The organism is Pseudomonas sp. LPH60, from assembly GCF_030718165.1.
Classification (GTDB): domain Bacteria; phylum Pseudomonadota; class Gammaproteobacteria; order Pseudomonadales; family Pseudomonadaceae; genus Aquipseudomonas; species Aquipseudomonas danubii.
Genome location: NZ_JAVAJH010000005.1, coordinates 353,105 through 379,958 on the forward strand (window position 1 = coordinate 353,105; position 26,854 = coordinate 379,958).

29 protein-coding genes are annotated in these 26,854 nt (G+C 65.3%); 4 read left to right on the plus strand and 25 right to left on the minus strand.

The features are described from left to right. Nucleotides 1-108 precede the first annotated feature (108 nt). Nucleotides 109-1,527 carry an FAD-dependent oxidoreductase gene (locus Q8O96_RS20135; RefSeq protein ID WP_102862807.1) on the plus strand — a complete coding sequence of 473 codons (1,419 nt, stop codon included), beginning with the start codon at nt 109-111 and terminating at the stop codon, nt 1,525-1,527. A gap of 251 nt (nt 1,528-1,778) precedes the next feature. Then, nucleotides 1,779-2,846, plus strand: coding sequence for a uroporphyrinogen decarboxylase (hemE, locus tag Q8O96_RS20140; RefSeq protein WP_102862808.1), 1,068 nt, complete (start codon nt 1,779-1,781; stop codon nt 2,844-2,846). A gap of 209 nt (nt 2,847-3,055) precedes the next feature. Here the strand turns inward: hemE and Q8O96_RS20145 are convergent, their stop codons facing one another. Continuing rightward, complete coding sequence (locus Q8O96_RS20145) at nt 3,056-4,285, minus strand: MFS transporter (RefSeq protein WP_371826194.1); 1,230 nt, start codon at nt 4,283-4,285, stop codon at nt 3,056-3,058. 168 nt (nt 4,286-4,453) lie between these two features. Between Q8O96_RS20145 and Q8O96_RS20150 the strand changes: the two genes are divergently transcribed. Continuing rightward, complete coding sequence (locus tag Q8O96_RS20150) at nt 4,454-5,353, plus strand: LysR family transcriptional regulator (RefSeq protein ID WP_110651282.1); 900 nt, start codon at nt 4,454-4,456, stop codon at nt 5,351-5,353. On the opposite strand, the gene Q8O96_RS20155 is transcribed toward Q8O96_RS20150, so the two are convergent. From Q8O96_RS20155 to Q8O96_RS20265, 23 genes are all read right to left on the minus strand, one after another. Further along, on the minus strand, nt 5,321-5,812 hold the full coding sequence (locus Q8O96_RS20155) for an excinuclease (protein WP_102862810.1): 492 nt from the start codon (nt 5,810-5,812) through the stop codon (nt 5,321-5,323). The genes Q8O96_RS20150 and Q8O96_RS20155 overlap by 33 nt on opposite strands. Nucleotides 5,813-6,017: 205 nt before the next feature. Further along, complete coding sequence (locus Q8O96_RS20160) at nt 6,018-6,464, minus strand: excinuclease (protein ID WP_102862811.1); 447 nt, start codon at nt 6,462-6,464, stop codon at nt 6,018-6,020. Between the two features lie 62 nt (nt 6,465-6,526). After that, nucleotides 6,527-6,976, minus strand: coding sequence for a hypothetical protein (locus tag Q8O96_RS20165; RefSeq protein ID WP_102882076.1), 450 nt, complete (start codon nt 6,974-6,976; stop codon nt 6,527-6,529). A gap of 25 nt (nt 6,977-7,001) precedes the next feature. Further along, nucleotides 7,002-8,228 (minus strand): beta-ketoacyl-ACP synthase, encoded by a 1,227-nt coding sequence (locus Q8O96_RS20170; protein ID WP_102862813.1) that lies wholly within the window; start codon nt 8,226-8,228, stop codon nt 7,002-7,004. After that, nucleotides 8,228-8,956 carry a 3-oxoacyl-ACP reductase FabG gene (gene fabG, locus Q8O96_RS20175; RefSeq protein WP_102862814.1) on the minus strand — a complete coding sequence of 243 codons (729 nt, stop codon included), beginning with the start codon at nt 8,954-8,956 and terminating at the stop codon, nt 8,228-8,230. The genes Q8O96_RS20170 and fabG overlap by 1 nt, the downstream gene beginning before the upstream one ends. Beyond that, a complete protein-coding gene (locus Q8O96_RS20180; protein ID WP_102862815.1) occupies nt 8,953-9,426 on the minus strand; it encodes a hotdog family protein in 474 nt (157 codons plus the stop codon). Before Q8O96_RS20180 ends, fabG begins: the two co-directional genes overlap by 4 nt. Beyond that, the gene (locus tag Q8O96_RS20185; RefSeq protein WP_102862816.1) at nt 9,423-10,619 is read right to left on the minus strand and encodes a beta-ketoacyl-[acyl-carrier-protein] synthase family protein; all 1,197 of its coding nucleotides are present in this window, start codon (nt 10,617-10,619) and stop codon (nt 9,423-9,425) included. The genes Q8O96_RS20180 and Q8O96_RS20185 overlap by 4 nt, the downstream gene beginning before the upstream one ends. Continuing rightward, nucleotides 10,616-11,101, minus strand: coding sequence for a DUF3261 domain-containing protein (locus Q8O96_RS20190; RefSeq protein WP_102862817.1), 486 nt, complete (start codon nt 11,099-11,101; stop codon nt 10,616-10,618). The genes Q8O96_RS20185 and Q8O96_RS20190 overlap by 4 nt, the downstream gene beginning before the upstream one ends. Continuing rightward, entirely contained in the window at nt 11,098-11,859 is a 762-nt protein-coding gene (locus Q8O96_RS20195) for a class I SAM-dependent methyltransferase (protein ID WP_305949290.1), read from the minus strand. The genes Q8O96_RS20190 and Q8O96_RS20195 overlap by 4 nt, the downstream gene beginning before the upstream one ends. Beyond that, nucleotides 11,856-13,103 (minus strand): NAD(P)/FAD-dependent oxidoreductase, encoded by a 1,248-nt coding sequence (locus Q8O96_RS20200; RefSeq protein WP_305949291.1) that lies wholly within the window; start codon nt 13,101-13,103, stop codon nt 11,856-11,858. Before Q8O96_RS20200 ends, Q8O96_RS20195 begins: the two co-directional genes overlap by 4 nt. Beyond that, a complete protein-coding gene (locus Q8O96_RS20205) occupies nt 13,090-14,280 on the minus strand; it encodes a sodium:proton antiporter (RefSeq protein WP_305949292.1) in 1,191 nt (396 codons plus the stop codon). The genes Q8O96_RS20200 and Q8O96_RS20205 overlap by 14 nt, the downstream gene beginning before the upstream one ends. After that, entirely contained in the window at nt 14,274-16,616 is a 2,343-nt protein-coding gene (locus Q8O96_RS20210; protein ID WP_305949293.1) for an MMPL family transporter, read from the minus strand. The genes Q8O96_RS20205 and Q8O96_RS20210 overlap by 7 nt, the downstream gene beginning before the upstream one ends. Beyond that, nucleotides 16,600-17,280, minus strand: a complete 681-nt coding sequence (locus tag Q8O96_RS20215; RefSeq protein ID WP_102862822.1) for an outer membrane lipoprotein carrier protein LolA — start codon at nt 17,278-17,280, stop codon at nt 16,600-16,602. Before Q8O96_RS20215 ends, Q8O96_RS20210 begins: the two co-directional genes overlap by 17 nt. Further along, nucleotides 17,277-17,702, minus strand: coding sequence for a thioesterase family protein (locus tag Q8O96_RS20220; protein WP_102862823.1), 426 nt, complete (start codon nt 17,700-17,702; stop codon nt 17,277-17,279). Before Q8O96_RS20220 ends, Q8O96_RS20215 begins: the two co-directional genes overlap by 4 nt. After that, complete coding sequence (gene hutH, locus Q8O96_RS20225) at nt 17,692-19,239, minus strand: histidine ammonia-lyase (protein ID WP_305949294.1); 1,548 nt, start codon at nt 19,237-19,239, stop codon at nt 17,692-17,694. Before hutH ends, Q8O96_RS20220 begins: the two co-directional genes overlap by 11 nt. Continuing rightward, nucleotides 19,220-20,176: a glycosyl transferase gene (locus Q8O96_RS20230; protein WP_102882067.1), complete on the minus strand. Its 957-nt coding sequence runs from the start codon at nt 20,174-20,176 to the stop codon at nt 19,220-19,222. The genes hutH and Q8O96_RS20230 overlap by 20 nt, the downstream gene beginning before the upstream one ends. Beyond that, complete coding sequence (locus Q8O96_RS20235) at nt 20,173-20,931, minus strand: glycosyltransferase family 2 protein (RefSeq protein WP_102863060.1); 759 nt, start codon at nt 20,929-20,931, stop codon at nt 20,173-20,175. Before Q8O96_RS20235 ends, Q8O96_RS20230 begins: the two co-directional genes overlap by 4 nt. A gap of 31 nt (nt 20,932-20,962) precedes the next feature. After that, nucleotides 20,963-22,636: an AMP-binding protein gene (locus tag Q8O96_RS20240; RefSeq protein ID WP_115581451.1), complete on the minus strand. Its 1,674-nt coding sequence runs from the start codon at nt 22,634-22,636 to the stop codon at nt 20,963-20,965. Further along, nucleotides 22,633-23,178, minus strand: coding sequence for a hypothetical protein (locus Q8O96_RS20245; RefSeq protein ID WP_102862827.1), 546 nt, complete (start codon nt 23,176-23,178; stop codon nt 22,633-22,635). The genes Q8O96_RS20240 and Q8O96_RS20245 overlap by 4 nt, the downstream gene beginning before the upstream one ends. Next, the gene (locus Q8O96_RS20250) at nt 23,175-23,429 is read right to left on the minus strand and encodes an acyl carrier protein (RefSeq protein ID WP_016962653.1); all 255 of its coding nucleotides are present in this window, start codon (nt 23,427-23,429) and stop codon (nt 23,175-23,177) included. Before Q8O96_RS20250 ends, Q8O96_RS20245 begins: the two co-directional genes overlap by 4 nt. A gap of 9 nt (nt 23,430-23,438) precedes the next feature. After that, the gene (locus tag Q8O96_RS20255) at nt 23,439-23,711 is read right to left on the minus strand and encodes a phosphopantetheine-binding protein (protein WP_011058851.1); all 273 of its coding nucleotides are present in this window, start codon (nt 23,709-23,711) and stop codon (nt 23,439-23,441) included. Further along, entirely contained in the window at nt 23,680-24,501 is an 822-nt protein-coding gene (locus Q8O96_RS20260; protein WP_102862828.1) for a 1-acyl-sn-glycerol-3-phosphate acyltransferase, read from the minus strand. Before Q8O96_RS20260 ends, Q8O96_RS20255 begins: the two co-directional genes overlap by 32 nt. Further along, nucleotides 24,477-25,196 carry a beta-ketoacyl synthase chain length factor gene (locus Q8O96_RS20265; RefSeq protein WP_102862829.1) on the minus strand — a complete coding sequence of 240 codons (720 nt, stop codon included), beginning with the start codon at nt 25,194-25,196 and terminating at the stop codon, nt 24,477-24,479. The genes Q8O96_RS20260 and Q8O96_RS20265 overlap by 25 nt, the downstream gene beginning before the upstream one ends. 345 nt (nt 25,197-25,541) lie before the next feature. On the opposite strand from Q8O96_RS20265, the gene Q8O96_RS20270 reads away from it, so the two are divergent. Beyond that, complete coding sequence (locus Q8O96_RS20270; protein WP_102862830.1) at nt 25,542-26,312, plus strand: ParA family protein; 771 nt, start codon at nt 25,542-25,544, stop codon at nt 26,310-26,312. Between the two features lie 47 nt (nt 26,313-26,359). Here the strand turns inward: Q8O96_RS20270 and trxC are convergent, their stop codons facing one another. Continuing rightward, the gene (gene trxC, locus Q8O96_RS20275; RefSeq protein WP_305949295.1) at nt 26,360-26,794 is read right to left on the minus strand and encodes a thioredoxin TrxC; all 435 of its coding nucleotides are present in this window, start codon (nt 26,792-26,794) and stop codon (nt 26,360-26,362) included. Between the last annotated feature and the right edge of the window lie 60 nt (nt 26,795-26,854).

A 26,854-nucleotide genomic window follows, 5' to 3' on the forward strand; every position in this document is an offset into this window, starting at 1 on the left:
GAGCCTCAAGCGGCAAGCTTGAAGCTCGTGCGCGGTGTGCCGACTTAATGTGATTGTCTTGCAGCTTGAAGCTCGTCGCTTGAGGCTGTCGTAAAGAGGTTCCTGAACATGGCCGAACGTCTCAATAACGACTTCCAGTTCATCGAGGTCGGGCGCAAAGACCCGAAGAAGAAACTGTTGCGTCAACGCAAGAAAGAGTTCGTGGAGATCTACGAACCCTTCAAACCCCAGCAGTCGGCCGACCAGGCCCACCGCTGCCTGGGTTGCGGCAACCCGTACTGCGAATGGAAGTGCCCGGTGCACAACTTCATTCCCAACTGGCTCAAGCTGGTGGCCGAGGGCAACATCCTCGCCGCCGCCGAGCTGTCGCACCAGACCAACACCCTGCCGGAAGTCTGCGGCCGGGTGTGCCCCCAGGACCGGCTGTGCGAGGGTGCCTGCACCCTCAACGACGGCTTTGGTGCGGTGACCATCGGCTCGGTGGAGAAGTACATCACCGACACCGCCTTCGCCATGGGCTGGCGCCCGGACATGTCCAAGGTCAAGCCCACTGGCAAGCGCGTGGCGATCATCGGTGCGGGCCCGGCGGGCCTGGGCTGTGCCGACGTGCTGGTGCGTGGCGGCGTGACCCCGGTGGTGTTCGACAAGAACCCGGAAATCGGCGGTCTGCTGACCTTCGGCATTCCCGAGTTCAAGCTGGAAAAGACCGTGCTGAGCAATCGTCGCGAAGTCTTCAGCGGCATGGGCATCGAGTTCCGCCTCAACACCGAGGTGGGCAAGGACGTGACCATGGAGCAACTGCTTGCCGAATACGATGCGGTGTTCATGGGCATGGGCACCTACACCTACATGAAGGGCGGCTTTGCCGGTGAGGACCTGCCGGGTGTGTACGACGCCCTGGATTTCCTGATCGCCAACGTCAACCGCAACCTGGGCTTTGAAAAGTCGCCGGAAGACTTTGTCGACATGAAGGGCAAGAAGGTGGTGGTACTGGGCGGTGGCGACACCGCGATGGACTGCAACCGCACTTCGATTCGCCAGGGCGCCAAGTCGGTGACCTGCGCCTACCGCCGTGACGAAGCCAACATGCCCGGCTCGCGCAAAGAGGTGAAGAACGCCAAGGAAGAAGGCGTGAAGTTCCTCTACAACCGCCAGCCGATCGCCATCGTCGGTGAAGACAAGGTCGAAGGCGTGAAGGTGGTCGAGACCCGTCTCGGCGAACCGGATGCCCGTGGCCGCCGCAGCCCCGAGCCGATTCCCGGCTCCGAAGAGATCATCCCGGCCGACGCCGTGGTCATCGCCTTCGGTTTCCGCCCGAGCCCGGCGCCGTGGTTCGAGCAGTTCAGCATCCAGACCGACAGCCAGGGCCGCGTCGTGGCGCCGGAGCAAGGCCAGTACAAGCACCAGACCAGCAACCCGAAAATCTTTGCCGGTGGCGACATGGTCCGCGGTTCCGATCTCGTGGTGACGGCGATCTTCGAAGGGCGTAACGCCGCCGAAGGCATCCTCGACTACCTGGGCGTTTAAGCTGCTGCGCTCGGCAATGCTGCGCGCTGCACGCCTGCGGCGCTACGCAGAAACAGACTCGGAATGCTCATTGACAGCAGTCAACTCCGCTTCCTCGTCTGTTTTCGCCTTGCCTTGCCTTCGCTCGCGACGCATAAACAACTGCTTGTAGTCCGCGACAAATTGACCTGATACATAAAAGGCACGGCTCTTGCCGTGCCTTTTGTGTCGCGCTCTGAGAAAATGCCCCCACTTTTTTTCCGGATGCCGACATGACTGCCCTGAAGAACGACCGTTTCCTTCGTGCCCTGCTCAAGCAACCCGTAGATGTCACCCCGGTGTGGATGATGCGGCAAGCCGGGCGCTACCTGCCTGAATACCGCGCCAGCCGTGCCAATGCCGGTGACTTCATGAGCCTGTGCATGAACCCGGCGTTCGCCTGCGAAGTCACGCTGCAGCCTCTGGACCGCTATCCACAGCTGGATGCGGCGATCCTCTTCTCCGACATCCTCACCATCCCCGACGCCATGGGCCAAGGCCTGTACTTCGAGACCGGTGAAGGCCCGCGCTTCAAGAAAGTGGTCAGCACCCTGGCCGACATCGAAGCCCTGCCGATCCCCGATCCGCAAAAGGACCTGGGCTACGTGATGGACGCGGTCAGCACCATTCGTCGCGAACTCAATGGCCGCGTGCCGCTGATCGGTTTTGCCGGCAGCCCCTGGACCCTGGCCACCTACATGGTCGAAGGCGGTTCGTCGAAAGACTTCCGCAAGTCCAAGGCCATGCTCTACGACAACCCGCAAGCCATGCACCTGCTGCTGGACAAGCTGGCGCAGTCGGTCACTTCCTACCTCAACGGGCAGATCCTGGCCGGTGCCCAGGCGGTGCAGATTTTCGACAGCTGGGGCGGCAGCCTTTCGTCGGCGGCCTATCAGGAATTCTCCCTGGCTTACATGCGCAAGATCGTCAGCGGCCTGATCCGCGAGCACGAGGGGCGCAAGGTGCCGGTGATCCTGTTCACCAAGGGCGGCGGCCTGTGGCTGGAAAGCATTGCCGATGCTGGCGCCGACGCCCTGGGCCTGGACTGGACCTGCGACATTGGCGAAGCCCGTCGACGTGTCGGCAGCAAGGTTTCCCTGCAAGGCAACATGGACCCTACCGTGCTCTACGCCAATCCGCAGGCGATCCGCAGCGAAGTCGCGCGCATCCTCGCCAGCTACGGCACCGGCAGCGGCCACGTGTTCAACCTGGGTCACGGCATCACCCCGGAAGTGAAGCCGGAGCATGCCGGTGCTTTCCTGGAAGCGGTGCACGAGTTGTCGGCGCAATACCACGTGTAAGCGCCACCCCATCAAAAACGCCCGGCCAATGCAGGCTGTGTGAAAACGTCACGAGTGAAGGCAAGACAAGGCAAAAACAGGCGAGGAAGCGGAGTTTACTGGCTGTAAATGAGCATTCCGAGCCTGTTTTTAACGCAGTATTGCCAAACGCAGTAGTTTTCACACAGCCTGCAATGCCGGGCGTTTTCGTTGCTGAAGGTTTGGCGCGCTCAGGCCGCTTCGCTGCGGGTCAGAGGGGGAAGTTTTGCGAGCTTCATGGCGATCAGTAACGCGCCTAGCAACAGCGCACTGATGAACAGGCCGATGCCGTTCCACCCCGCCAGGTGCCAGAACACCCCGCCAGCGGTGCCGGCAATGCTCGAACCGGCGTAGTAGCTGAACAGGTACAGCGATGAGGCCTGGCCCTTGGCCTTGGTGGCCCGGCGGCCGATCCAGCTGCTGGCCACCGAGTGGGCACCGAAGAAGCCGAAGGTGAACAGCAGCATGCCGATCAGCACCAGGGACAGCGGCGTCAGCAGGGTCAGGGCGATCCCCGCCAGCATCAGCACGATGGTGGCCCAGAGCACTCGGCGTCGGCCCAGTTGGTCCGCCAGGGCGCCGATCTTCGCCGAGCTGTAGATCCCCGAGAGGTAGACCACCGACAGCATCCCGACCCAGGCCTGGCTCAGCTGATAGGGATCGGCCAGCAGGCGGTAGCCGATGTAGTTGAACAGGGTGACGAAGGCCCCCATCAGCAGGAAACCTTCAAGAAACAGCCAGGGCAGGCCGGCGTCGCGAAAGTGCATGGTAAAGCCGTCCAGCAGGCTGCGTGGGTGCAGCGAGCGGGGGCGGAAGTTGCGCGACTCGGGAAGGATGCGCCAGAACACCGCGGCGGCGATCAATGCCAGGCCGCCGATCACCAGCATCGCTGTGTGCCAGCTGACGAAGTCGATCAGCACCCCGGTGATCAGTCGCCCGCTCATGCCGCCAATGGCATTGCCGCCGATGTACAGGCCCATGGCCAGGCCGATGTGCTGGGGGTGAATCTCTTCGCTGAGGTAGGTCATGGCCACCGCTGCCAGCCCGCTCAGGGACAGCCCCACCAGCGCCCGCATCACCAGCACTGCGTGCCAGCTGGGCATCAGTGCGCTGGCGATGGTGCACAGGGCGGCGGCGAGCAAGGCCGCTACCATCACCGGCTTGCGGCCGATGCGGTCGGAAATGGGCCCGGTGATCAGCAGACCGATGGCCAGCATGCCCGTCGACACCGAGAGAATCAGGCTGCTCTGGGCCGCATTGATGGAAAACTCCCGGGACAGCAGCGGCATCATCGGTTGCACGCAGTACAGCAGGGCGAAGGTGGCAAAGCCCCCGGAGAACAGCGCCAGCACCGTGCGCATGAACAGCGGTGTGCCTTTCTCGATGTAGACCTCGTTGAGTTGGGCGACCACCTCGTCCAGGGGCGTAGCGGCGAGGGTGTGGGCAAGGGGGGCAACAGCGGTTTTCACGGGGACCTCGGGGGGACGCAGCCGGTCAGGCAATGGAAAAAAGCATATAGCTGGCTAATGATCATTTCCAATATATTGTTCGACCTGTTTGATAGCTTTAACGACTCAATGGAATCGCCCATGGAATTGCGTCACTTGCGCTACTTCATCGCCGTCGCCGAAGAGCTGCACTTCGGCCGCGCGGCCCAGGTGCTGGGTATCTCCCAGCCACCGCTGAGCCAGCAGATCCAGGCCCTGGAGCAGGAGGTGGGCGCCCGGCTGTTCGAGCGTACCAATCGTCGGGTCGAGCTTAGCGAGGCCGGGCGCCTGTTCCTCGAAGAGGCGCGCCTGGTGCTGGCTCAGGTGGACAAGGCGGCAGACGTGGCCCGGCGCGCGCAGTTGGGCGAACTGGGCGAACTGAAGATCGGCTTCACCTCGTCAGCCCCCTTCAACTCGACCATTCCCCAGGCCATCTTTGCCTTTCGCCAGCGCTTTCCCGCGGTGCACCTCAAGCTCAAGGAAATGAGCAGCACCCAGGTGGCCGAAGCCTTGGTGGACCAGACGATCCAGGTGGGCATCATGCGGCCTTTGCCCTTGCCGGACTCCTTGTCGGTGGTGGAGCTGCTGCGCGAGCCGCTGGTGGCGGTGCTCAGCGCCAAGCATCCGCTGGCCAGCGGCAGTGAAGAGGGCTTGCACCTGGCGGCGCTGGCCCAGGAGCCTTTTGTGTTCTTCCCCCGCAGCTATGGCAGCGGCCTGTATGCCCAGTTGCTGAGCCTGTCCCGGGAGGCCGGGTTTACCCCGCATTTCGCCCAGGAGGCGGGTGAAGCCATGACCATCATCGGCCTGGTCGCAGCGGGGCTGGGGGTCTCGGTACTGCCGGCGTCCTACCAGCGCATGCGCATCGACGGCGTGGTCTATCGTCGGCTGCTGGACCCGGAGGCCATGTCGGCGGTGTGGCTGGTACAGCGCAAGGACCAGGCCTCGCCCATGGCCAAGGCCTTTGTCGAGCTACTGACGCGCAAGACCGGGGCCACGTCCTGAGGGGCTGTTGGGGCGCACCGGGGGCTGCAGGATGACCAGGTCGCCGCGCAGGGCGACGCCCGCCATCAGCACCCCGGCGCGGCATTCGTAGGTGTTGAGGTCCTTGCGTACGTGGCGCTTGTAGTAGCTGACGATGTTGGTCACCGCGTTGGCGCCGACCCGCTTGGCTGCGGCTTGCAGGGTGATCAGCGCCGACTGCAACGCCCACTCGCAGGCGGCGATATCGCTCTTGTTGGAGGCATTGGTCTTCTTGTGGGTGGTCACTTCGGTGAGCCGCACCTGGAGCACCGGTGGCAGCGGGTTGCCGGCCAGGTGGAAGCTCACGCTGCCATCCAGGCGCCCGGCGCGCTCGGCGTCGGCCACGACTTTTTCGAAGGGCATGTACATCAGGTTGGTGGCCTGGCTGGTGGGGCTCAGGACGGCTAGCAGGGCCAGGGCAATCAGCGCTTTCACTTGCATGGTCGGCTCCTTGACGGACGTGAAAGAAGAGCTAGCGTCGCGCCGGCCCAGGTCCAGTCGCAGCGCTTGGCTCCCGCAGGCGACGGTGGCCCGGCCTGCTGTTGCGAGTGTAGACGGCGCTGGCCGGGCTCCCGAAAAAATCCCGGAAACAAAAAGGGCGCCCCACCAGGCTGTGTGGGGCGCCCTTTTCATTGTCAGCCGCAGCTCACTGGACCTTGGACAGATCCCCGCGCAGTGCGACACCAGCCATGATGGCGCCAGCATGGCACTCATAGGTGGTGGCGTCCTTGCGCTCACGGCTCTTGTAGAAACTGGCGATGTCGGTCACGGCGTTGGCGCCGACTTTCTTCGCCGCTTCATGCAGGGTGATCAGCGCCGACTGCAAGGCCCACTCGCAGGCCACCTGGTCGGCCTTGCCGAAGGCATTGGTCTTCTTGTTGGTCACGGCGCCCGGGCTCAGCACACTGACCTTGCCGGCCGGCTTGTTGCCCGCCAGGTAGAACTTCACGCTGCCATCGATCTTGCCGGTGCTGATGGCCTCGGCCACCACCTTGTCGAAAGGCAGGAACAGGGTGGTATCGCGGGCCTGGCTGATGCCGGGCAGGGTGCACAGCAGCAGGGTGGCGGTGGCCGCCAGTGTCTTCAAACGCATCGCATTCTCCATGACATTAAAGGGGGTGAAGCAGCCCTGTGACCGGGGTCACAGGGAGAGGCTCATTGCGCGGCCGGGAAGCTCTTGGCCGCGGCGTCGGACAGCTGTTGCGCGGTCCGCTCGTTCTGGTTGTCCCGCAGCTCGCGCAGGATGCCCTTGTCCAGCAGGCGTACCCAGCGGATGTAGTTCTTGTGGATCTTGCCGTCCTTGTAATCCAGGTCGCGGCTGTCGCGGTAGACGATCTTGTAGTAGCTGGCGGAGTACTGGATATCGATCTCGGCGTGGAACTGCTCACGCACGGTGATCTCGGCCTGGATCAGCTCCGGGCTGATGCGCTGCACGGTCCACTTGCGGGCCACCAGGTTCTTCAGGATCGCCTGTTTGACCTGCTCCTGGTCGGCCTGGATGGTGGCCGGGATCACTCGGTTGGGGGTGTACATGCGCTTGCTGGTGCAGGCGGTGACGCTCAGCAGGGCGAGGACGATGAGGGTGGCGCGAAACAGGGAAGACATTCCATTTCTCCAGTGAGGTGAGGCATCAGGACCAGCGGCGGAAGATCAACGAGGTGTTGACGCCGCCAAAGGCAAAGTTGTTGTTCATCACGTATTCGTGGCTCATGGCCCGGAAACCGCCCTGCAGGTAGTCCAGCTCGCCGCAGCGCGGGTCGACCTGATCCAGGTTGCAGGTGTGCACGTACAGGTCGCGGTTGAGCATCTCGATGCTGAACCAGGATTCCAGCGCGCCGCAGGCGCCCAGGGTGTGGCCGAGAAAGCTCTTCTGCGAGCTGATGGGCATGCGATTGCCGAACAGGCTGCTGGTGGCCTGGGTCTCGGCGATATCGCCCTGTTCGGTGGCCGTGCCATGGCCGTTGACGTAGCCGATGGCCGCCGGGAACAGGGCCGCATCCTCCAGCGCCAGCTCCATGGCCCGGCGCATGGTGCTCTGCTCGGGACGGGTGGTGTGCTGGCCGTCGGCGTTGCTGCCGAAGCCGACGATTTCCGCGTGAATGCGCGCGCCGCGGGCCAGGGCATGTTCCAGTTCTTCGAGCACCAGCATGCCGCCGCCCTCACCAATCACCAGACCGTCGCGGTCGGTGTCGTAGGGCCGCGGGCTGGTGTGGGGCGCATCGTTTTTCAGGCTGGTGGCATACAGCGCGTCGAACACCATGGCCTCGGTGGGGCACAACTCTTCGGCACCGCCAGCAAGCATCAGCGGCAGACGCCCGAACTTGATCGCTTCATAGGCGTAGCCGATGCCCTGGCTGCCGCTGGTGCAGGCGCTGGAGGTGGGAATCAGGCGCCCGGTGAGGCCGAAGAAGATGCTGATATTGGCCGCGGTGGTGTGGGGCATCATGCGCACGTAGGAGTTGGCGTTGAGCCCTTCGGCCACCGAATTCAGCAGCATGTTGCCGAAGGCCTTGATCTCGTCGGTGCTGCCGGTGGAAGAACCGCAGGCCACGCCCATGCGCCCGTCCTTGATCGACGGGTCGCCCAGCAGCCCGGCGTCGGCCAGGGCCTGCTCGGCGGCGCCCACGGCCAGGCGCGAAACCCGGCCCATGCTGCGCAGTTGCTTGCGGGTCCAGTGGCCGGGCACCTGGAAGTCGTCGATAGGGCCGGCCAGGCGGGTATTGAGTTCGCTGAACCTGTCCCACTCGTCCATGCGCCGGATGCCGCTGCGGTTGGCGGCGAAGCGCTCGGCGATGCTGGCCCAGTCGCTGCCCAGGGAGGTGATGCCGGCCATGCCGGTGACGACCACGCGTTTCATCAGCACAGGCCCCCGTTCACCGCCAGCACCTGGCGGGTGATGTAGGCGGCCTCGGCGGACATCAGGAAGTTCACCGCGCCGGCGACTTCTTCCGGGGTGCCCATGCGCTGGGCGGGGATCATCTTCATCAGCTCGTCCACCGGCACGTTCTCGTCGAGCATGGCGGTGTCGATCAGGCCCGGGGCCACGCAGTTGACAGTGATCTTGCGCTTGCCCAGCTCGATGGCCAGGGCTTTGGCGGCGCCGATCAACCCGGCCTTGGAAGCGCTGTAGTTGACCTGGCCACGGTTGCCGATCAGCCCCGACACCGAGGTGATGCAGACAATGCGCCCGGCGGCGCGGCGGCGGATCATCGGCATCATCACCGGGTGCAGGACGTTGTAGAAACCGTCGAGATTGGTGCGCAGCACCTGATCCCAGTCCTCTTCGCTGAGGGCCGGAAAGGCGCCGTCGCGAGTCAGCCCGGCATTGAGCACCACGCCGTAATAGGCGCCATGAGTCTCAACGTCGGCTTCCAGCGCGGCCTTGCAGGCCGCTCGGTCCGACACGTCGAATTGCAGGATGCGGGCGCTGCGGCCCAGGGCCTCGACTTCGCCCTTGACGGCTTCGGCTTCGCTGCGGCCGCTGCGGCAATGCAGCACCAGGTCATAGCCAGCCTGGGCCAGACGCAGGGCGATGGCACGGCCGATGCCACGGCTGGAGCCGGTGACCAGTACGGAGTCAGTCATGACGGGGTTCCTGTAGAAGAGGCAGGTGTTTCATGCAGATAGTCGGCGGCCTGGGGCGGACGGAACACATTCAGGCGCGCGCTGGCGGCAATGCCGGGGCCGCTGAGGTGGCACTCGAACACGCCCATGCCGTTGTCGTCTTCGAGGGAGCGCAGGGCGTGGATCTCCAGGGTGCTGCCGACGGGGAAATGTTCAACGTTGCACTCGAATTTACGGGTGCCCAGAAGAAAACCCAGCTCCACCGGCAAGCCCTGCTGGCGGGCGCGGCAACCGGCGTAGGCGGCGACGCTCTGGGCCATCAGTTCGATGCCGACCCAGGCCGGCAGGCTGCCATCGGCGCGGTTGAACAGGCCGCCGGGGCGAACTTGGAGGCGAGTGCGGATCTGTTCTTCATCAAAAGCCAGGACCTGATCGATGAGGATCATGTCCCCGGCATGGGGCAGCAACTCGGCGAGCGGCCAGTCAATCATGGGGCGTCTCCGATAATCAGGCTGACGTTGTTGCCGCCGAAGGCGAAGGAGTTGCTCATCAGGCGGCGCGGGGCATGCGGGTCCAGGCGGTCGGCCGGGGTGACCCAGCGCAGTGCCGGCAGGGCCGGGTCGGCCTGGGCGTCCCAGAGGTGCGGCGGCAGTGCCTGGGCGGGGTTCTCGGCGCTCAGGCTGAGCCAGCAGAACGCGGCCTCCAGGGCACCAGCGGCCCCCAGGGTGTGGCCGCTCATGGGCTTGGTCGATGAGCAGGGCACGCCTTCGGGGAACAGTTGGGCCACCGCCAGGCTCTCCATGGCGTCGTTGTGCTGGGTGGCGGTGCCGTGCAGGTTCAGGTAGCCGATCTGTTGTGGCTGCAAGCCGGCACTGTGCAGGGCCAGTTTCATGGCCTGCAAGGCTCCTCGACCGTCGGGGGCCGGGGCGGAAATATGGTAGGCATCGGAACTGGCACCGCCGCCCAGCAGGGCAATGGGCGAGTCACGGCCCGGTTCCTTGCTCATCAGGAACAGCACCGCCGCTTCACCGATGTTGATGCCGTCGCGGTGGCGGGAAAACGGATTGCAGCGCTGAGCGGACACCGCCTCCAGGGCGGTGAAACCGTTCAGGGTGAGCTGGCACAGGCTGTCGACCCCGCCGCACAGCACCGCGTCGCACAGGCCCAGGTCCAGCAGGCGCCGGGCGCTGATCAGGGCCCGGGCGCTGGAGGTGCAGGCGGTGGAAATCACATAGGCCGGGCCGCACAGTTGCAGCCAGTCGGCGAGGAAGTTTGCCGGCGCGCTGAGCTCCTGCTGGCGGTAGTCGTAATCCGCCGGGAATTGCCGGTCCTGCAGATAACGGGCAATGCCGCGACTGGCTTCGTCGATGCCCGAGGTGCTGGTGCCCAGGACGATACCGATGCGGCCACGGCCATAGCGTTGGATCGCCTGGCGGATGTCGTCCTCGATCTGCAGCGTGGCCTCCAGCAGCAATTGGTTGTTGCGGCTGTTTTGCGCCTGGAAGCCACTGGGCATGGGGGCCAGTGGACCGCGCACCGCCGCCACCGGCAAGGTGCGCTCGGGCACCCAGTGGCTTTCGTCGCGCATGCCTGAACAGTCGCCGGCAAACAGGCTGCGGGCGACTTCCTGGCGATTGCGGCCCAGGGCGCAAATCACCCCGAGGGCATTGAGGTAGGCCGTCATGGGGTGGCCTCGGTACTCAGTGCAGTGATGTGGTAGTGCGGGCCTTGAGGCAGGTTCAACTCGAAATCCAGAAGTTGTTGATAGTCAATCCGCCAGCGTGGGCCGAGGGTACGTTGGGCGCCTTGCTGACGAGCGCCCGGGTAGTTGGCGGCCAGTTCCGCCTCGGGTGTGAGGGCGAACAGCAGCGCTGCGAACAGCTCCCGGGCCTCCGGGTTGGGGGGCAGCAGGCCATCGGCCTGCCACTGGCCATGCACCAGGCGCTGACGGGCCTGGGGAATGCCCAATGGGTCCATCAGCGACCAGCGCAGGTCCGCGCCTTCAGCCTGGATCACCAGCAGCCAGTCCTGGCGTTGGCCATCCGCCTGGCGCTGCACATGCAACTGCAACGGCAACACCAGGGAAGGCGTGCGCTCGGGCAGCGGAGCCTGACTGACGCAAGCGCTCAGCAACAGGACACAACCGAGCAGCAGAGCGCGGATCATGCGGGCAGACCTTCCTCGGCGACCGGGGGATTCAGGGGCTTGCGGGCCACCACATTGACCAGGGTTTCCTCGCGCTGGCCCACCGGCGGCGGCTGGCGCAGGCCGAGGCGCTCCAACAGGCCGAAGTCTTTGGCGCGGCTCCACCACAGGTAAGGATAAGACACGTTCTGCGGGCCGAACTCAAAGCCCTGCCGACGAATCATCTGCAGATACTCGGCGGCGCTTTTCTGTACATGCATCGGATGGCGGAACAGCCAGCGGATCACCCAGGTATCGATGTAGGCCTCGGTGGATTCGGCGAACAGCAGGTAGCCTCCCGGCTTGAGCACCCGGTAGAACTCGGCCAGGGCCTTTTCCTGCTCCACCAGGTGATGGAAGGTCTGGTGGCAGAACAACAGGTCGACGCTGGCGTCCGCCAGCTCCAGGGTCGCGCAGTCGCTGCCGATCAGTTCCACCTGCAGTTGCTGGCGCCGGGCTTCCTCGGCGCTGAGCTCGAGGCTGTGGGGGTCGGCGTCGAGGCCGATCAGGCGCTGCGGAGCGAACACCTGGCGCAGGTACTGGAACGACTTGCCCTGGCCGCAGCCGGCATCCAGCAGCACCGGATGGGCGGGCGGCTCGCCGTCGAACAGCGAGCGCAGGTCGTTGATCGCCACCCGCAGCACATGGTGCTGCCAGGTGTGGCTGCGCAGGAACCAGAAGCCGAAGCGGGTTTCCTCGACGTAGCTGGGGCTCAGGTATTGGCCGCTTTGCTCGCTCATGCCACCTCCCTCGCACAGACTTGCGACAGGGCCTTGAGCCGGCGCTTGGGCTCGCTGACGAAGGGGTTGCGCTCATCCCAGGCGTAGCCGGCGAGGATCGAGCTGATCATGCGGCGGATTTCCGGCGAGCTGCCCGGGTGGTAGATCACGTCCTGGAAAGTGCCGGCGTACCAGCCTTCGACGTAACAGCGGAAGGTGTCGACGCCACGCTTGAGCGGTTCGGCGAACTCGCTCTGCCAATCGACGCTCTGGCCTTGCAACTGACGGTGCAGCACCGCGGCGGCCATGCTCGATGAACGCATGGCGATGGTCACGCCGGAGGAGAACACCGGGTCGAGGAATTCCGCGGCATTGCCCAGCAGGGCGAAGCCCGGGCCGTGCAGGGTGGTGACGTTGGCCGAGTAGCCGCCGATGGTCCGCGCCGGGGTGTCCCACTCGGCGTTTTCCAGGACTTTGGCCAGGCTCGGGGTTTCGTTGATGAAGCCGCGCAAGCAGGCGTCCAGGTCGCCATCGCGCCCGGCGAAGTGTTCGTCGGCGGCCACCACGCCCACCGAGCAGCGGCCGTTGCTGAAGGGGATGCTCCAGAACCAGATGTCGCGGTGTTCCGGGTGGGTGGTGATAAGGATCTTGTTGCGGTCGAAATGCTCGCAGTCGATGCGATCCTCGACATGGGTGAACACCGCCCGGCGCACCGGGAAGTTCGACGGTGCCTCCAGTTCCAGCAGGCGTGGCAGGACCCGGCCGTAGCCGCTGGCGTCGAGGATGAAGTCGGCTTCGATGCGGTACTGGCTGCCGTCTTCACGGCGGCAGTCGAGCTGCGGCAACGGCCGTTCCACGTCTACGGCGACAATCTCTTCGCCGTAGCGGATCTCGACCCCTTGCAGGGCGGCCTGGTCGGCCAGCAGCTTGTCGAAGTCGGCGCGCTGCACCTGGAAGGTGGTGGGCTTGCCGTTACTGAAGGTGTCACCAAAATCGAAGGCGCTGTAGTGCTCGCCCCAGGCGAAGGCTGCGCCGTTCTTGAGCTGGAAACCGGCGGCTTGCACTGCCTCCAGCATGCCGGCTTCCTCGACGAAATCCAGGCAGTGGGACAGCAGGCTTTCACCGATGGAGAAACGCGGGAAATGTTGCCGCTCGACGATCAGCACGTCGTGGCCCTGGCGCTTGAGCAGCGCGGCCGCGATGGCCCCCGAGGGGCCGGCACCAATCACCACGACCTGGCGACGTTGCATTTCAACTGTTGGCACTGGGGCTCCTTGCCGGTTCGGCGATGTTCAGGTTCAGGGGGGCCGCGTTTACCGCGGCCGCAGGCGTTCGGTGCATCCCGGCCAGGGCCGGCAGCAGGGTGGCGATCAGGCCCATGAGCATCAGCGCGAAGTACAGCGCCGGGCTGATCAACTGTTGTTGCAGCAGCAGGTTGAGAAAGACGATCTCGCTCAAGCCGCGAATGTTCAGCAGCAGGCTTTCCCGCCAGCGGCTGGCGCCCTCGAAAGAGGCGCCGGCCCAGCTCAGGCCCAGCCAGTTGCCCAGCAGCTTGCTGGCAATCGGCAGCAACAGCAGCGCCGTCAGTTGCACCCAGCCGAGGCTGTCCATGGCGCTGTGCACGTTGATCTGCACGATGCCGAACGTGAGGATCAGCGGAATGGCAACCAAGGTCTGCAAGCGGTTCATCCAGGCAGCCTTTAACGGCAGCACCAGCGGCAGCTTGAGGGCGGCCATGCACAACAGGTAGCCGATGCCAAAGATCAGCGCATTGAGCTTGTAGTGCTCGGCCAGCACCAGCAGGCCGAAGAACCCCAGGCTGTGCAGCAGGGGCTGGCGCAGGCCGAGGACCCGCAGCACCAGGGGCAGGCAGGCGCCCGCCAGGGGCAGCAGCAGGCTGCTCACCTGCAGGCTGCCCTGGGCCAGGGCGAACAGGGTCCAGCAGGTCAGGTCGATGAGGATCGCGGTCTGCACCAGGCGCCGGGTAGCGGCGGGCGGGTACTGGATGTGTCGCAGGTACAGGTAAAGCACCGGGATTGCGGTAATGGCGAACAGCAGGCCCACCGCCAGGGAACTGATCCAGGGTTGTGCCGGCAGCAGCCAGAAGGCCGTGGCCAGGCCACAGGCAAAGGGAATGCAGAAGCTCGGCACGGCGATCTTCAGGCTCTGACGGTCCAGGCGCAGGTCGATCACATCACTGAGGATGTGCCCCAGCAGCAGGGCGAAGCTCAGGCCGTAGAGGAACTTGAGCCATTGCGGCGATACCAGCTGCGCGCCGCCCAGCTGCCAGTGCGGCTCGATCCACAGCAGCATCAGTAACGGCAGGCCGAAGGTCGCCAGCAGCAGTTGGCTGACAATCGGAATCAGGCCCAGGTGGCGCCCGATGTAGGTGGCCAGGGCGAACAGGGCCAGGGCCAGCAGCCAGAACAGCAGGATCAGCATGGCGGGTTCTCTGCGGCTGGCGTCGGATGCGGCGTGTGGCCGGCCCAGGGCGCGAGGATAAAGCTGAAGGCCAGCCCCAGGCTCACCGCCAGACCGAAGTTGCTCACCGCCGGGGTGCTGGACACCGCCAGCAGACCGAACGACAGCCAGGTGGTCAGGGCCGCCAGCAAGGTGCCCAGCAGGCTCACGGCGGCGCCACCGATCTGCTCGCGCATGAGGATCGCGTAGTCGACGCTGATGGCCGTCACCAGCAGCAGGCCGAACAGGCTGAACAGGGTCAGCGGCTGGCCCAGCCAGCCGAGGCTGGCCAGGCTGCATAAGGCTGCCAGCAGCGGCAGGGCCACCAGGCGCAAGGCGCCACCGAAACCGAAGGGCAGGATCAGCAGCAGCACGATCAGCACGCAGGACGCCAGCTTGAGTTCGGCGGCGCTGACCTGGGTTGCGGCGAACACGCGGTTCAGCTCGCCCAGGCGATCCACCAGTTGCACCCCTGGCAGGTCATCGGCCTGGACCCGCAGCAGGGCAGCGTCGTTCAGGCCTTGCAGGCTGACCATGGCCGCTACGCCGCTGGCGTTGCTGCCCAGCCACAACGGGCGATAAGGCTCGGCCAGGGGGCCGATGAGCGCGGTATCAATGTCGGCCACGGGCAGGTCCTGCAGTTGTTTCAACTCCGCTTGCAGGGCCGGCAGGGGCACCCCCAGCGCCAGCAGCGGCTGCCAGACGCCCGGCAGTTGCTTGAGGGCCTCGCGCACTTGTTGCTGCTCGGCGGGTTGGCTCACCAGTTGGTCCAGGGACAGGTAGCCCTTGAGCTTGCCCAGGCTCACCAGTTGTTGCAGGCGCAGGTCCAGGGCGCGCAGGCGTTCCAGCAATTGCTGCTGATCGGTCGCGCGCACCAGGAAGAACTGGCTGGTGGGTTGATAGCCGGTGATCCGCGCAATGGCCTGGGCCTCTTGCATCAGTTGCGGCGGTGCGCCGACCCATTGGCGAATGTCGTTCTTGCTCTCGAGCTGCCACAAACCAGCGGCGCAGAACAGCGCCAACAGGGCCAGCAACGCCGGGCTCGGCACACGCTTGAGCAGCGCGGCACGCACCCCGAGCAAGGCTTCGGCGACCCGCAGCGGCCATTGCGCCGGACGCAGTTCGACGCCCTTGAGCAGGGCCGGCAGCAGGCACACCGCCGACAGGTAGGCCCCCAGCAGGCCGGCGGCGGAGAACACGGCGATCTGGGTCAGCGCCGGGAATGGGGTCCAGGCCAGGGCCAGGTAGCCGATGCAACTGGTGATCAGGCTCAGGCTCAGCCCGGGCAGGGTCAGGCGCAGGGCCGGCCAGCTGCGCCAGGGTTTCAGGCTCCAGCTCTTGGACAGGTAATGCAGGGGGTAGTCGACGGCCACGCCAATCAGGCTTGAGCCCAGCACTAGGGTCATGACGTGCATGCGCCCGAACAGCGCGACGCAGGCCACGGCGCCGAACAGCATGCCCACCAGCACCGGGACGAAGGCCAGCAAGGCGCGCCAGCGGCGGAAGGCCAGGAGCAGCAGCAAGAGGATGCCCAGGGTGGCGCCTCCGCCGACCCAGGTGATTTCCCGGCTGGCCTGCTGCTGGCCGTTGGCGGCGTACAGCAAGCCGCTGGCGGCCAGCAGCTGTACATCGCTGTGGCCGGCCTGTTCGCGGCTGTGGTCCAGCAGTTCGGCCACCTGCAAGGGCAATTGCATGTCGAAGGCATTGCCGTTGGTGCGGGCCCGCAGGAGTACCCATTGTTTGCCATCGGCGTCGGCCACCAGGGCGCCGCTGCCGATGTCCAATTGCACCGCGCCGTGTTGCGGCTGGCTGTTCTGAATACGTCCGGTCAGGCCCAGCCAGTCATTCTGGCTCGGCACCAGGGAGAAGCCGGCAAAGGGGTCGAAGAGGCTTTGCACGCGCTGCTCGATGAACGCCTGGGGCTGGTTGATCAACTGCTCGCGGTCAGGGGCCGAGAGCATGGCCAGGCGGCCTTGCAGCAGTTGCTTGCGCAAGGCCGGCAGGTCGGCCTGCAGGTTCCACTGGACCTTCTCGAACAGCCCGCTGGCCTGCCATTGCTCGGCCAGTTGCCGGGCCATGGCCACGGCTTTTTCGCGCTCGGCATGCCCCACCAGCACCAGGATTTCCCGGTTCAGCGGTTCCTGCATGCGCTGTTCGGCCAGCAGCTCCAGGGCGTCCGGGGCGGTGCCGGGCACCAGTTCCATCAGGTTGGCGGACAGGGGCGCACCGTGGCGCCATTGCCAGGCGCCCAAGGCCAGCACCAGGGCCAGCAGGATCAGGAAGGATCGCGGCAGCCAGCGTTCACTCGGCAAAGTCATGTTGCTCCGCTTCACTCAAGGGTTGGGCACTGCTGCTGTCCTGCATGATCAGCAAGGTACGGTCGCCCTGGGCTTCCAGCAGTTCGATGCGTTGCACCAGCTCGCCGCCGTCGATGTTGATCTGGTTGAAGATCTGTTTCAGCAGCAGGGAGCGGGGGATCAGTTGCAACTGCCAGTTCTGCGCGCTGCCTTGCAGCTTGAGTTCGAAGTCACGCTGCAGGCCACTGCTGTCGCCTTGCAGCACGGCGAGGAACAGGCGGTTCTGTTCGGCACCGGCACTCTTGCCCGGAAGCATCTGCCAGCCGCCGGCATCGCGCCGGGCAATGCCGGCGGCGGTGATGCGGTAGTCCTGCTGCAACGGGGTCTGCAGCAGCCACAGCAGGCCATGGTTTTTCGCCAGGACGAAGTGGCCCTTGCTGGTCAAAGGCTGGGGCAGGGCGCGCAGGTGTTTTTCCTGGATGAAGCGACCGTGGATCACCTCCGGCCGCGACAGCTGGTCGCTCAGTTGTTGCAGATCGAAGGCCTGGGCCAACCCCGGTATCACCAGCAACACCAGTAGCGCAGGAGCGAGCTTGCTCGCGAACCGCCGCACCAGGGTGCCTGGCATCATGCAATTGGCCGACAGACCCACGATCTTCGCGAGCAAGCTCGCTCCTACCCTCATGGCAGGGCCCTGGCAACGGCGTCGGTGAAGACTTTGGGCGAGGCCAGTTGCATCTCCCGGCTGGCGATCTCCACGGCCACCTGCACCGAGCTGGCGCGGGTCAGGCGCTCGCCACTGGCCAGGTCGGTGATCAGGTAGTTGATCTTCAGGCGGTTCTCCCATTCCACCAGGCTGGCGCGCACGTTCAGGGTCTGGCCGAACACCGCGCCGCGCACGTAGCGCAGTTGCAGGTCGATCACCGGCCAGGCGTAGCCGGATTCGAGCATCTGGTTGTAGTTGTGGCCGAGCTTGTCCAGCAGGGCGCAGCGGGCGACTTCCAGGTACTTGACGTAGTGCCCGTGCCAGACGACATGCATGGTGTCGACGTCGAAGAACGGCACCTGGACCTGGGTGTCGGCGTGGATCACTCCCTTACTGCGCATGCAGCCTCCAGTGTTGTTCGGCGATACGTTGCAGGCACAGGCGCAGCTCGCGCTCCAGGGCGCGGTCCTCGATCACCGGTGGGAAGTCTGCGGCCAGTTGCTGGTGCATGGCATCCAGGGCCGGCGGCAACGGCCGGGCGTCGGCTTCCTGGCGGCGCAGCCAGACGCCCTGGTTGGCTGCGATCAAGGTGGCGGCGGCCACTTGCTCGGTGAGCTCCAGCACGCGGATCGCGTCGCGGGCGGCGATGGTGCCCATGCTCACCTTGTCCTGGTTGTGGCACTCGGTAGAACGGGAGAACACGCTGGCCGGCAGGGTGTTTTTCAGGGCTTCGGCAGTCCAGGCGCTGGCGCCGATCTGCACCGCCTTGAACCCGTGATTGAGCATGGCGCGTTCGGCGCTGGCGCCGGACAGGTTGCTCGGCAGGCCGTGGTTGTAGCGCACGTCCACCAGCAGCGCCAACTGCCGGTCCAGCAGGTCGGCGACGTTGGCCACCAGGTTCTTCAGGCTGTCCATGGCGAAGGCGATATGCCCGCCATAAAAGTGCCCACCGTGCAGCACGCGTTCGGCCTCGGCGTCGATGATCGGGTTGTCGTTGGCGCTGTTGAGTTCCGTTTCGATAAAGCCCCGCAGCCAGTTCAGGCTGTCGGCCAGCACGCCGAGCACATGGGGCGCGCAGCGCAGCGAGTAACGGTCCTGCAGGCGGTGCAGGGGCGCGGTCGGTGCGTCGATGGCCAGGTCCTGGCGCAGCCACGCGGCCACTTGCATCTGCCCCGGGTGCGGCTTGGCGGCGAACAGGCGTTCGTCGAAGTGCTCCGGATTGCCTTGCAGGGCCACCACGTTGAGGGCGGTGATGCGGGTGGCCAGGTGCAGCAGGTAATCGGCCCGGGCAAAGGCCAGGCAGGCCAGCCCGGTCATCACTGCGGTGCCGTTCATCAGCGCCAGGGCTTCCTTGGGCCGCAGCACCAGGGGCTCCCAGCCCAGCTCGCGGTGCACGTCGGCGGACTCACGACGCTCGCCGCGGAACAGCACCTCGCGTTCGCCGGACAGGGTGGCCGCCACGTAGGACAGCGGCGTCAGGTCGCCGCTGGCGCCCACCGAGCCCTCTTCCGGGATCAGCGGCAGGATGTCCTGGTCGAGGAAGGCCTGCAGGCGCTCCAGCAGTTCCACTCGGACCCCGGAAACCCCGTGGCACAGCGACTGCAGGCGTGCGGCCAATACAGCGCGGGTGGCCTGGGCGTCCAGCAGCTTGCCCAGGCCGCAGCCGTGGAAGGTGTACAGATGACGCGGCAGGGCCTCGACATGCTGCAGCGGCACTGCCACCACGCAGGAGTCGCCGTAGCCGGTGGTCACGCCGTAGATCACCCCTTCCTTGTCCAGCAGGGAGTCGAGGAACTGCGCACCCTTGGCAATCCGCTGGCGCCAGGCGGCGTCGTCTTGCAGGCGGGTCGGCACCTGGCGGTTGGCCAGGGCCAGCACGTCTTCGATGCGCAGGGGGTGTTCGCCGAAGGTTACCGGCTCATGGGTCGAGGTCGTCATCGGTCTTCCAGAATGGGTAAAAGTTGAACCATTGTTGCGGTGCCTGCAGGCAGTACTGGCCCAGGCGCTCGGCGTAGCGGGCGGTCCACTGGGCGATCACCTGCTGGCGGTCATTGCGCTTCCACTGCACGGCCTCGGCGAAGGGCTCGAGGATCACCTGGTAGCGGCCCTGCTGTTTCAGGCACAGCAGCAGGTTGACCGGGCACTTGAGCAGCCCGGCCAGCAGCCAGGGGCCCTGGGGAAAAGCGGCCTGATGGCCGAGGAAATCCACCCGCACGTTGCGCCCGCCGTGCAGCGGTACGCGGTCGCCGGCAATCGCCAGCCACTCGCCGCGATCCAGGCGCTGGCTCAGTTGCAGCATGATCGCCGGGTCCAGCTCGCTGACCTGGATCAGTCGCAGGTTGCTGGCCCCGGCCTCGCCCAGCAGGCGGTTGAAGCGTTCGGCGTGCTTGGTGTGCACCAGCACGTTCATGGTCACTTGCTCGCCCAGCTCGGCCAGGGCCCGGCAGACTTCCAGGTTGCCCAGGTGCGCGCCCACCAGCAGCTGTCCGCGTTCCCCGCGCAGCTGATGGCGCAGCTGCGCCGGGTCGACGATTTCGATCTGTTCGATGCGCAACTTGCCGTTCCACACATCGAGCTTGTCCAGTAGGGCATCGGCAAAGGCCATGAACTGGCCGAACACCCGCCAGTGGCTGGGGCGCAATTCGTCGCGCCCGCTCCATTGGGCCAGGCGCTGCTGGTACTGCCAGATGCTGCGGCGGGCGCGGCGGCCGAACAGGAAGAAGTAGAAGACTATGGCGTACAGCACCGGGCTCAGCACCCGGCGCCCCAGCACTCGTACACCGAAGGCGGTGAGCTTCATCAGCCAGAAGCTGCCGCGCTCCTGATGGCCGGCCCAGTGTTCGCTGCCGGGCTCCTTGGGTTGCTCCAGGCTCATGAACGCCACCGGCGCCAGAGAATCAGCGGCAGGCGCAGCAACATGCCGAAGAACAGCTTGGCGTGCATCTTGGAAATCAGCGCGTTGTCGTGGAACAGGCGAAAGTGCGACAGGCCGTCCTGGGGGTAGTGCACCCGGGTCGGCAGCCAGTGCATGGGCTGGTTGCGCCAGGACAGGCGCACCAGGATCTCCGGGTCGAAGTCCATGCGCCGCCCCAGTTGCACCGAGTCCAGCAGGGCCAACGTGGCGGGCAGGGGATAGACCCGGAAGCCACACATGGAGTCCGGGATCTGCAGCGACAGGCTGTTGATCCAGACCCAGACGTGAGTCAGGTAGCGGGCGTACAGGCGCCCCTTGGGCACGCTGGCGTCGTACTGCGGATAACCGCAGATCAGCGCCTCGGGATGGGCCTGTGAGCGTTGGATGAAGTGATCCACATCCGCCAGGTCGTGCTGGCCGTCGGCATCGACCTGCAAGGCGTGGCTGAAGCCCAACTGAGCGGCTTCGCGCAGGCCGGCCATGACCGCGCCGCCCTTGCCCTGGTTGATGGCCAGGCGAATCAGGAATACCTGCTCGCGCTCGGCCAGTTGTTCCAGCACCGCCGCACAGGCCGGGCTGCTGGCGTCGTCCACCAATACGCAGGGCAGGCCCCGGGCCAGGAGCGCGTCGACCACGGCGGGCACGGCAGTTTCATGGTTGTAGACCGGAATGACGGCGCAGGGCTTGTGGGTCGGCGCTGAACCCTTGGCTGGCAAGCCAGCGCCTACAACCGCGAAGTGGGAAGCGTTATCCACAGCTGGCCTCCAGGATGATCCGCCCGCTGGAGCAGGGGGCGCCGTCATTCAGGAAGGCGAAATACAGTTTCTGGCGCTGGACGTCGAAGCGCAGGTTGAGCTGGATGCAGTCGCCGGGGCGCACCAGTTGCTGGAACTTCAGCACTTCCATGCCGGCGAAGCGGCCCGGCAGATCGAGCAACTGCTGACCCAGGGCCAGGGCCCAGTCCACTTGCACCACCCCCGGCAGCACCGGTGTGGCGGGGAAGTGCCCGCTGAAGTAGGCCAGGTCTGGTGGAATTGCCAGTTGCAGTTGCCATTCGTCGGCGTGCTGCACTTGCTCCAGCACTTCCGGGGCTTGTGGGCGTGGCGCCAGCAGCAGGGCCTGCACTTCGGCCTGGGGCAGCTTGCCCTGGTTGTTCAGGGGCATCTGCCGCAGCAGGCGCCAGCGCCGGGGCAGGGCCAGGGCTTCGCAATGCCCGGCCAGGTGCTGGCGCAGGGCCTGGGTCAGGTGGCGTCGGCCCTGGTTGCGCAGGGCATGCAGGCCGGACTCACTGAGTACCAGCAGGGCGCCAAGGTAGGCGCGGTTGTCTTCAATCACCCCCAGGCGTGCTTCCGCGACCCAGTCGTGCTGCTCCAGGGCCTGTTCGAGCATGGGCAGGGAGATGCGTTTTTCTTCCAGCTTGACGATGCGGTCCAGGCGGCCCAACAGCTCGAAACGGCCGTCGGCGGCGATGCGCGCGGCATCGGCCGTGTGTTCGACATGCCCGGGCGGCAGGTAGGGCGAGGCGATCAGCAGTGCGCCGTCGCTGTCCTGGCTCAGGTGCACCTCGGCAAAGGGCTGCCACAGCTCTGGCCCTTGGCGCCAGGCGATACCACCGGTTTCCGAACTGCCGAGGATCTCCGTCGGCCATTGCTGCAGGCGCTGTTGCAGCCCGCTGGCGGCCTCGGCAGGCAAGGCGCCGCCGGAGGAGAACACCCGGCGCACCGGGCTCAGGGCCGGCCAGTCGAGGTTGTCGCCCATGCGCTTGAGCAGGGCCGGGCTGGCCACCCAGGCGAATGCCGGGCATTCGCGGCTGGCCCGTTGCAGGTCTTCGGGGAACGGCAATTGACGGCGCACGAAGGGACGCCCGGCGCACAGCGGCCAGAGCACGCGGAACAGCAGGCCATAGATGTGCTGGGTGGCGACGCTGCCGATGATCCAGGCCGGGCCCAGGTCGGTGCCCCAGAGCTGTTCCAGGGCGCTGACCTCGTTGGCCAGCTGGCGCAGGTTTTTCTCGATGCGCTTGGGTTCGCCGCTGGAGCCTGAGGTGCACAGGCTCAGTTGGCAGGCGTCCAGGTCCAGCTCCGCCGGTTCCAGCGGCGCAGCCTGCAGTGGCTGCAAGGGCGGGTCCTGGTCGGTCAGCCACAGGTCGACGTCCGTCGCCCAGCGCTGGCGGGTCTGGGCCTGCAGGTCGGCGGGCAGCAACACACTGACCCCGGCGCGCCAGGCACCCAGCAGGGCTACGGCCAGGTCGACGGCATCTTCCAGGTGCAGCGCCAGGCGTCGCACGCCGCGCGCTTGCAAGGCCGCGGCCAAGCCCAGGGCCCGGGTCTGCAAGCCTTCCAGGTGGATATCGGGATGGGCGCTGACCACCCGCGGTGCTTGGGTCCTGAGCAATAGCCGCTCAAGGGCAATCCAGTTCATCTACGGCCTCGTACCCGTTGTCGTAAAAGCCACTCAATGGCAAACAGCAAACCCATCAGCCCGTAGGCGATCAGGCCGTTGTACAACGTCCACCAGCTCAGCGGTGCCCAGAGGGTCAGGGCCGCGGCGATTACTCCGTTACAAAGGAAAAACACACTCCAGGCGATGGTCACCTGGCGGGTATAACGTATGGCTTTTTCCGGCAGGTCCGGCTCGCCAAGGCGCGCCAGGCGCTCCGCCACCGGCGGGCCGTACTTCAGGCTCAGGCCGAACAGGCCGAGCATGAAGCTGCTGATCAGCACCGGGTACCAGCGCAGCAGCGCCGGGTGGTCGAACCACGCCAGCAGCAGGCAGAAGACGAGCGCCGCGGCTGCCATCCACAAGCTGCCGGGACGACGTTCCCCGGTCAGTGCCCGGGCCAGCCACAGGCCGCCCAGCAGCAGGCCGAATTGCCACGGAGCGAAGTGCTCCATACCGAAATACACCGCAAAGGGGTAAAGCAGGCCGGCCAGCAACAAGCCCAGGCCGATCAGCCGGCTCATGCGGCCGGCTGGACCAGACGGTAGACCGCCTCGACCACGTCATTGACGGTACGCACCGACTTGAATTCCTCGGCGGCGATTTTCTTGCCGGTCTGACGCTTGATGTGGTCGATCAGGTCGACGGCGTCGATGCTGTCGATTTCCAGGTCCTGGTACAGGTTGGAATCCAGGCTGATGCTGTCAGGCTCAAGCTCGAAGAGTTCGACCAGGGCATCGCGCAGGGTGTTGAAGATGTCGTCACGGGTTTGCATGGTCGGTTCTCAAGCTGCCTGTTTTGCAGTGACGAACGCCGCAAGGCTCGCCACGTTACTGAAGTGGTTGCGGGTGTCCTTGGCGTCGGCATCGATCTTGATGCCGTACTTTTTCTGGATCGCCAGCCCCAGTTCCAGGGCGTCCACCGAGTCCAGGCCGAGGCCTTCGCCGAACAGGGTCTGATCGTTGCCGATGTCCTGGGCACTGATGTCTTCGAGGCCCAGGGCGTCGATGATCAGCAGTTTGATTTCAAGCATCAGATCCGGGTGTGTATCGCTCATCTCTGGCGAGCTCCTTGATGAAATAGTGGTGCAAGTGCTCATTGAGCTTGCGCGACGCCTGAGGCGCGGGGCCTTGGGCGGCAAAGGTCTGTGGGTCTATATCGGCACCGACGTGAAAACTGAAGTGCACACGGCGTTGCGGAATGCGATACCAGGGCTCGGCCTTGGTCAGGGTGGTGGGGCTGACCTTGATCACCACCGGGGTAATGATTTTCGCACCCCGCAGGGCAATCGCCGCGGCCCCCCGATGAAAGGCGGGAGCGGCGCCCGGCTGGGTACGGGTGCCTTCGGGAAAGACGATCAGGGTCTGGCCTGCTTGCAGCGCCCCGGAGGCGCTGTCGAGCATGTCCATGCTGCCGTCGTTGCTGATGTACTGGGTGGCGCGCACCGGGCTGCGGGTGAAGGGGTTGTCCCACAGGCTTTGCTTCACCACGCAGTTGGCATCGCGCACCAGGCCGATCAGGAACACCACGTCGATCAGCGACGGGTGATTGGCAATGATCATCTGCCCCGGACGGCCGAGCAGGTGGGCGCCCTGGACTTCGTAGGTGAGCACGCCGCTCTTGGCCATGAAACGGATGAACAGCCAGAACAGCCGACTGACGGTCCGGCGTGCGCGCCGGCTATGGCTCGCGGCGTCGCCGGGCAGGCAGGCCAGGAGCGGGAAAATCACCAGGCGCAGGCACAAACCACCTATTCCGAACAGTGCAAAGCTCAGACCGGTGGCCAGCAGGCGCCAGTAGTAGGCATTGCGGCCCTTGGCGCTCAGTGGTTGCGTTGCCAGGTCCATACACGATTCATCCAGGCATGTTGGCAAAAGGTCTGCGAGCCGAGCAGGGTTCGCAGCAGGTTCAGGGCATGGGGCCACTGGGTCTTGGGGATTTGACCGTCGTGGCTGTCCAGGGACAGTTGCCAGTCGTCGCCTGGGGTCAGCAACAGGCCCAGGGCATAGGGAAACGGCACGTCGTCGATCCAGCTGGCGTAGGCCTCGGGCGGCTGTTCCTCGGTGATCACCAGCAGTACATGGGGAGCGCCGTCCGCCAGCAGGGTGGCGGCTTCCAGCAGGCCGTGTTCCAGGCCGTCGCCGGCGGCGGCCAGGGCAGTCATTTCACTGGTTTCGCCGCGCATGATCGACCACAGGCCGATCACCGCGTTGTGCACCGAGAGGCTGAACTGGGTGGGCGACAGCGGCTGCTCGGCGGCCAGGTCGCTGAGGATCTCGAAGGTTCGCGGGGTTTCGCCGTGCCGGGAAATGAACACCAGCGGCAATTGCTCGAGGCCTTCGGCCAGGGGCCAGCCAACGCTGAAAGCCATGCGCGCCAGGCGACTGAGACGGCGGCGCTGCATGGCGGGCAGAAAAGACACATCGGGAGCGGCATCGCTGCTCTCGGGCAGGGTCGGCTGACGGCTCCAGGCCTGCCAGGCGTCCACGCTTTCGAGCCCAGGGGCCCATGCACGCCATTGAGCGATGTTGAACTTGATCACTTGATTTCATCCCGCCCCTGCGGGCTTCCTTGACGCGGTGTATCGCTTCGATTGGCGATTGACCTGGATGACGCGAAGGCGTCAGTGGCGCGCATTATCCCGGTGCGACTGGCTTGTAGCAAATGCTGCTTGGGCTGTTGGTCGCAAAAGCGTCGAATCTGCCGCGATCATGGGTGTCTATTTGCCACTATCGAGTTTCCTTTGCGCCCCGATCCCTCGGCGCCGAGGCTTTGCGTCGCCTGTTCCAGGGGTGGCGGAGGTTGGGAAACTCTTGTGTTGCCGAGGTAGCTAACGGGCGCGCAGGACTACTACACTCGGTGATCTTTGATACACGGAGGTTTAGACATGCGGCGAGTGGTGTTCAATCAGAAAGGTGGCGTGGGCAAGTCCAGTATTGCCTGCAATCTGGCGGCGGTCAGCGCCAGCGAGGGGTATCGCACCTTGCTGGTGGATCTGGATGCCCAGGCCAACTCGACCCAGTACCTCACCGGCCTGACCGGCGATGACATTCCCATGGGCATTGCCGATTTCTTCAAGCAGACCCTGTCTTCCGGGCCCTTCTCGAAAAAGAACCAGGTGGATATCTACGAGACGCCGTTCGACAACCTGCATGTGGTGACCGCCACCGCCGAGTTGGCGGATCTGCAGCCCAAGCTTGAGGCCAAGCACAAGATCAACAAGCTGCGTAAGTTGTTGGACGAATTGGCCGAGGACTATGACCGGATCTATCTCGACACCCCGCCGGCCCTGAATTTCTATGCGGTTTCGGCGTTGATCGCCGCTGATCGGGTATTGATTCCTTTCGACTGCGACAGCTTTTCCCGTCAGGCGCTGTATGGCCTGCTGGCGGAGATCGAAGAGTTGAAGGAAGACCACAACGAGGACCTGCAGGTCGAGGGGATCGTGGTCAATCAGTTCCAGGCGCGGGCCAGCCTGCCGCAACAGATGCTCGACGAACTGATCAGCGAGGGGTTGCCGGTGCTGCCGGTGTACCTGGCCAGCTCGGTGCGCATGCGTGAATCCCACCAGGCCAGCCTGCCGCTGATCTATCTCGATTCGCGACACAAGCTGACCCAGCAATTCGTCGATCTGCACAACCTGCTGGAAAACGCCTGAACTCGGCGCCGCGGTGGCAGGAGTGCAAGTCTCCTGTCAGGGCGTGTTCAGATGCCCTGGCTGCGCAACCAGCCCAAGAGTTGCGGCAAGGGCAGGGCGCCGCTCTGGCGGGCCACTTCCCGGCCGTTCTTGAACAGGATCAGGCTGGGAATCGAGCGAATGCCCAATTGCCCCGAGAGCTGAGGGTTGGCTTCACTGTCCAGCTTGGCCAGCCGGCACTTGCCACTCAGTTGCGCGGCGGCCTGCGCAAAGATCGGCGCAAAGGATTTGCACGGTCCGCACCAGTCAGCCCACACATCCACCAGCAACGGCAGGTCGCCCTTGATCTGGCTGGCGTAGTCGCCCTGTTGCAAGTCAAAGGGTTGGCTCAGCAACACCTCACCCTTGCAGCGCCCGCACTTGGGCTGATCGCCCAGGCGCTCGCCGGGGATACGGTTCAGACCGTTGCAGTGCGGGCAGGGAATCAGCAGTGGCTCGGACATGGTTGGGCTCCGCAAACAGGGTAGAGCGCCTTAAATGGCGGCGCCCAGGGTGAATATCAA

Bases quoted from the DNA above. Each gene is read 5' to 3' on its own strand.
- Q8O96_RS20250 (WP_016962653.1), bottom strand. From the start codon at position 23,429: ATGCAAACCCGTGACGACATCTTCAACACCCTGCGCGATGCCCTGGTC.
- Q8O96_RS20215 (WP_102862822.1), bottom strand. From the start codon at position 17,280: ATGAGGGTAGGAGCGAGCTTGCTCGCGAAGATCGTGGGTCTGTCGGCC.
- Q8O96_RS20165 (WP_102882076.1), bottom strand. From the start codon at position 6,976: ATGTCTTCCCTGTTTCGCGCCACCCTCATCGTCCTCGCCCTGCTGAGC.
- Q8O96_RS20230 (WP_102882067.1), bottom strand. From the start codon at position 20,176: ATGAGCCTGGAGCAACCCAAGGAGCCCGGCAGCGAACACTGGGCCGGC.
- Q8O96_RS20160 (WP_102862811.1), bottom strand. From the start codon at position 6,464: ATGCGTTTGAAGACACTGGCGGCCACCGCCACCCTGCTGCTGTGCACC.
- Q8O96_RS20135 (WP_102862807.1), top strand. From the start codon at position 109: ATGGCCGAACGTCTCAATAACGACTTCCAGTTCATCGAGGTCGGGCGC.
- Q8O96_RS20255 (WP_011058851.1), bottom strand. From the start codon at position 23,711: ATGAGCGATACACACCCGGATCTGATGCTTGAAATCAAACTGCTGATC.
- Q8O96_RS20185 (WP_102862816.1), bottom strand. From the start codon at position 10,619: ATGACGGCCTACCTCAATGCCCTCGGGGTGATTTGCGCCCTGGGCCGC.
- hemE (WP_102862808.1), top strand. From the start codon at position 1,779: ATGACTGCCCTGAAGAACGACCGTTTCCTTCGTGCCCTGCTCAAGCAA.
- Q8O96_RS20245 (WP_102862827.1), bottom strand. From the start codon at position 23,178: ATGAGCCGGCTGATCGGCCTGGGCTTGTTGCTGGCCGGCCTGCTTTAC.
- Q8O96_RS20220 (WP_102862823.1), bottom strand. From the start codon at position 17,702: ATGCGCAGTAAGGGAGTGATCCACGCCGACACCCAGGTCCAGGTGCCG.
- trxC (WP_305949295.1), bottom strand. From the start codon at position 26,794: ATGTCCGAGCCACTGCTGATTCCCTGCCCGCACTGCAACGGTCTGAAC.
- hutH (WP_305949294.1), bottom strand. From the start codon at position 19,239: ATGACGACCTCGACCCATGAGCCGGTAACCTTCGGCGAACACCCCCTG.
- Q8O96_RS20150 (WP_110651282.1), top strand. From the start codon at position 4,454: ATGGAATTGCGTCACTTGCGCTACTTCATCGCCGTCGCCGAAGAGCTG.
- Q8O96_RS20155 (WP_102862810.1), bottom strand. From the start codon at position 5,812: ATGCAAGTGAAAGCGCTGATTGCCCTGGCCCTGCTAGCCGTCCTGAGC.
- Q8O96_RS20180 (WP_102862815.1), bottom strand. From the start codon at position 9,426: ATGATTGACTGGCCGCTCGCCGAGTTGCTGCCCCATGCCGGGGACATG.
- Q8O96_RS20240 (WP_115581451.1), bottom strand. From the start codon at position 22,636: ATGAACTGGATTGCCCTTGAGCGGCTATTGCTCAGGACCCAAGCACCG.
- Q8O96_RS20210 (WP_305949293.1), bottom strand. From the start codon at position 16,616: ATGACTTTGCCGAGTGAACGCTGGCTGCCGCGATCCTTCCTGATCCTG.
- Q8O96_RS20195 (WP_305949290.1), bottom strand. From the start codon at position 11,859: ATGAGCGAGCAAAGCGGCCAATACCTGAGCCCCAGCTACGTCGAGGAA.
- Q8O96_RS20260 (WP_102862828.1), bottom strand. From the start codon at position 24,501: ATGGACCTGGCAACGCAACCACTGAGCGCCAAGGGCCGCAATGCCTAC.
- fabG (WP_102862814.1), bottom strand. From the start codon at position 8,956: ATGACTGACTCCGTACTGGTCACCGGCTCCAGCCGTGGCATCGGCCGT.
- Q8O96_RS20190 (WP_102862817.1), bottom strand. From the start codon at position 11,101: ATGATCCGCGCTCTGCTGCTCGGTTGTGTCCTGTTGCTGAGCGCTTGC.
- Q8O96_RS20270 (WP_102862830.1), top strand. From the start codon at position 25,542: ATGCGGCGAGTGGTGTTCAATCAGAAAGGTGGCGTGGGCAAGTCCAGT.
- Q8O96_RS20170 (WP_102862813.1), bottom strand. From the start codon at position 8,228: ATGAAACGCGTGGTCGTCACCGGCATGGCCGGCATCACCTCCCTGGGC.
- Q8O96_RS20205 (WP_305949292.1), bottom strand. From the start codon at position 14,280: ATGCTGATCCTGCTGTTCTGGCTGCTGGCCCTGGCCCTGTTCGCCCTG.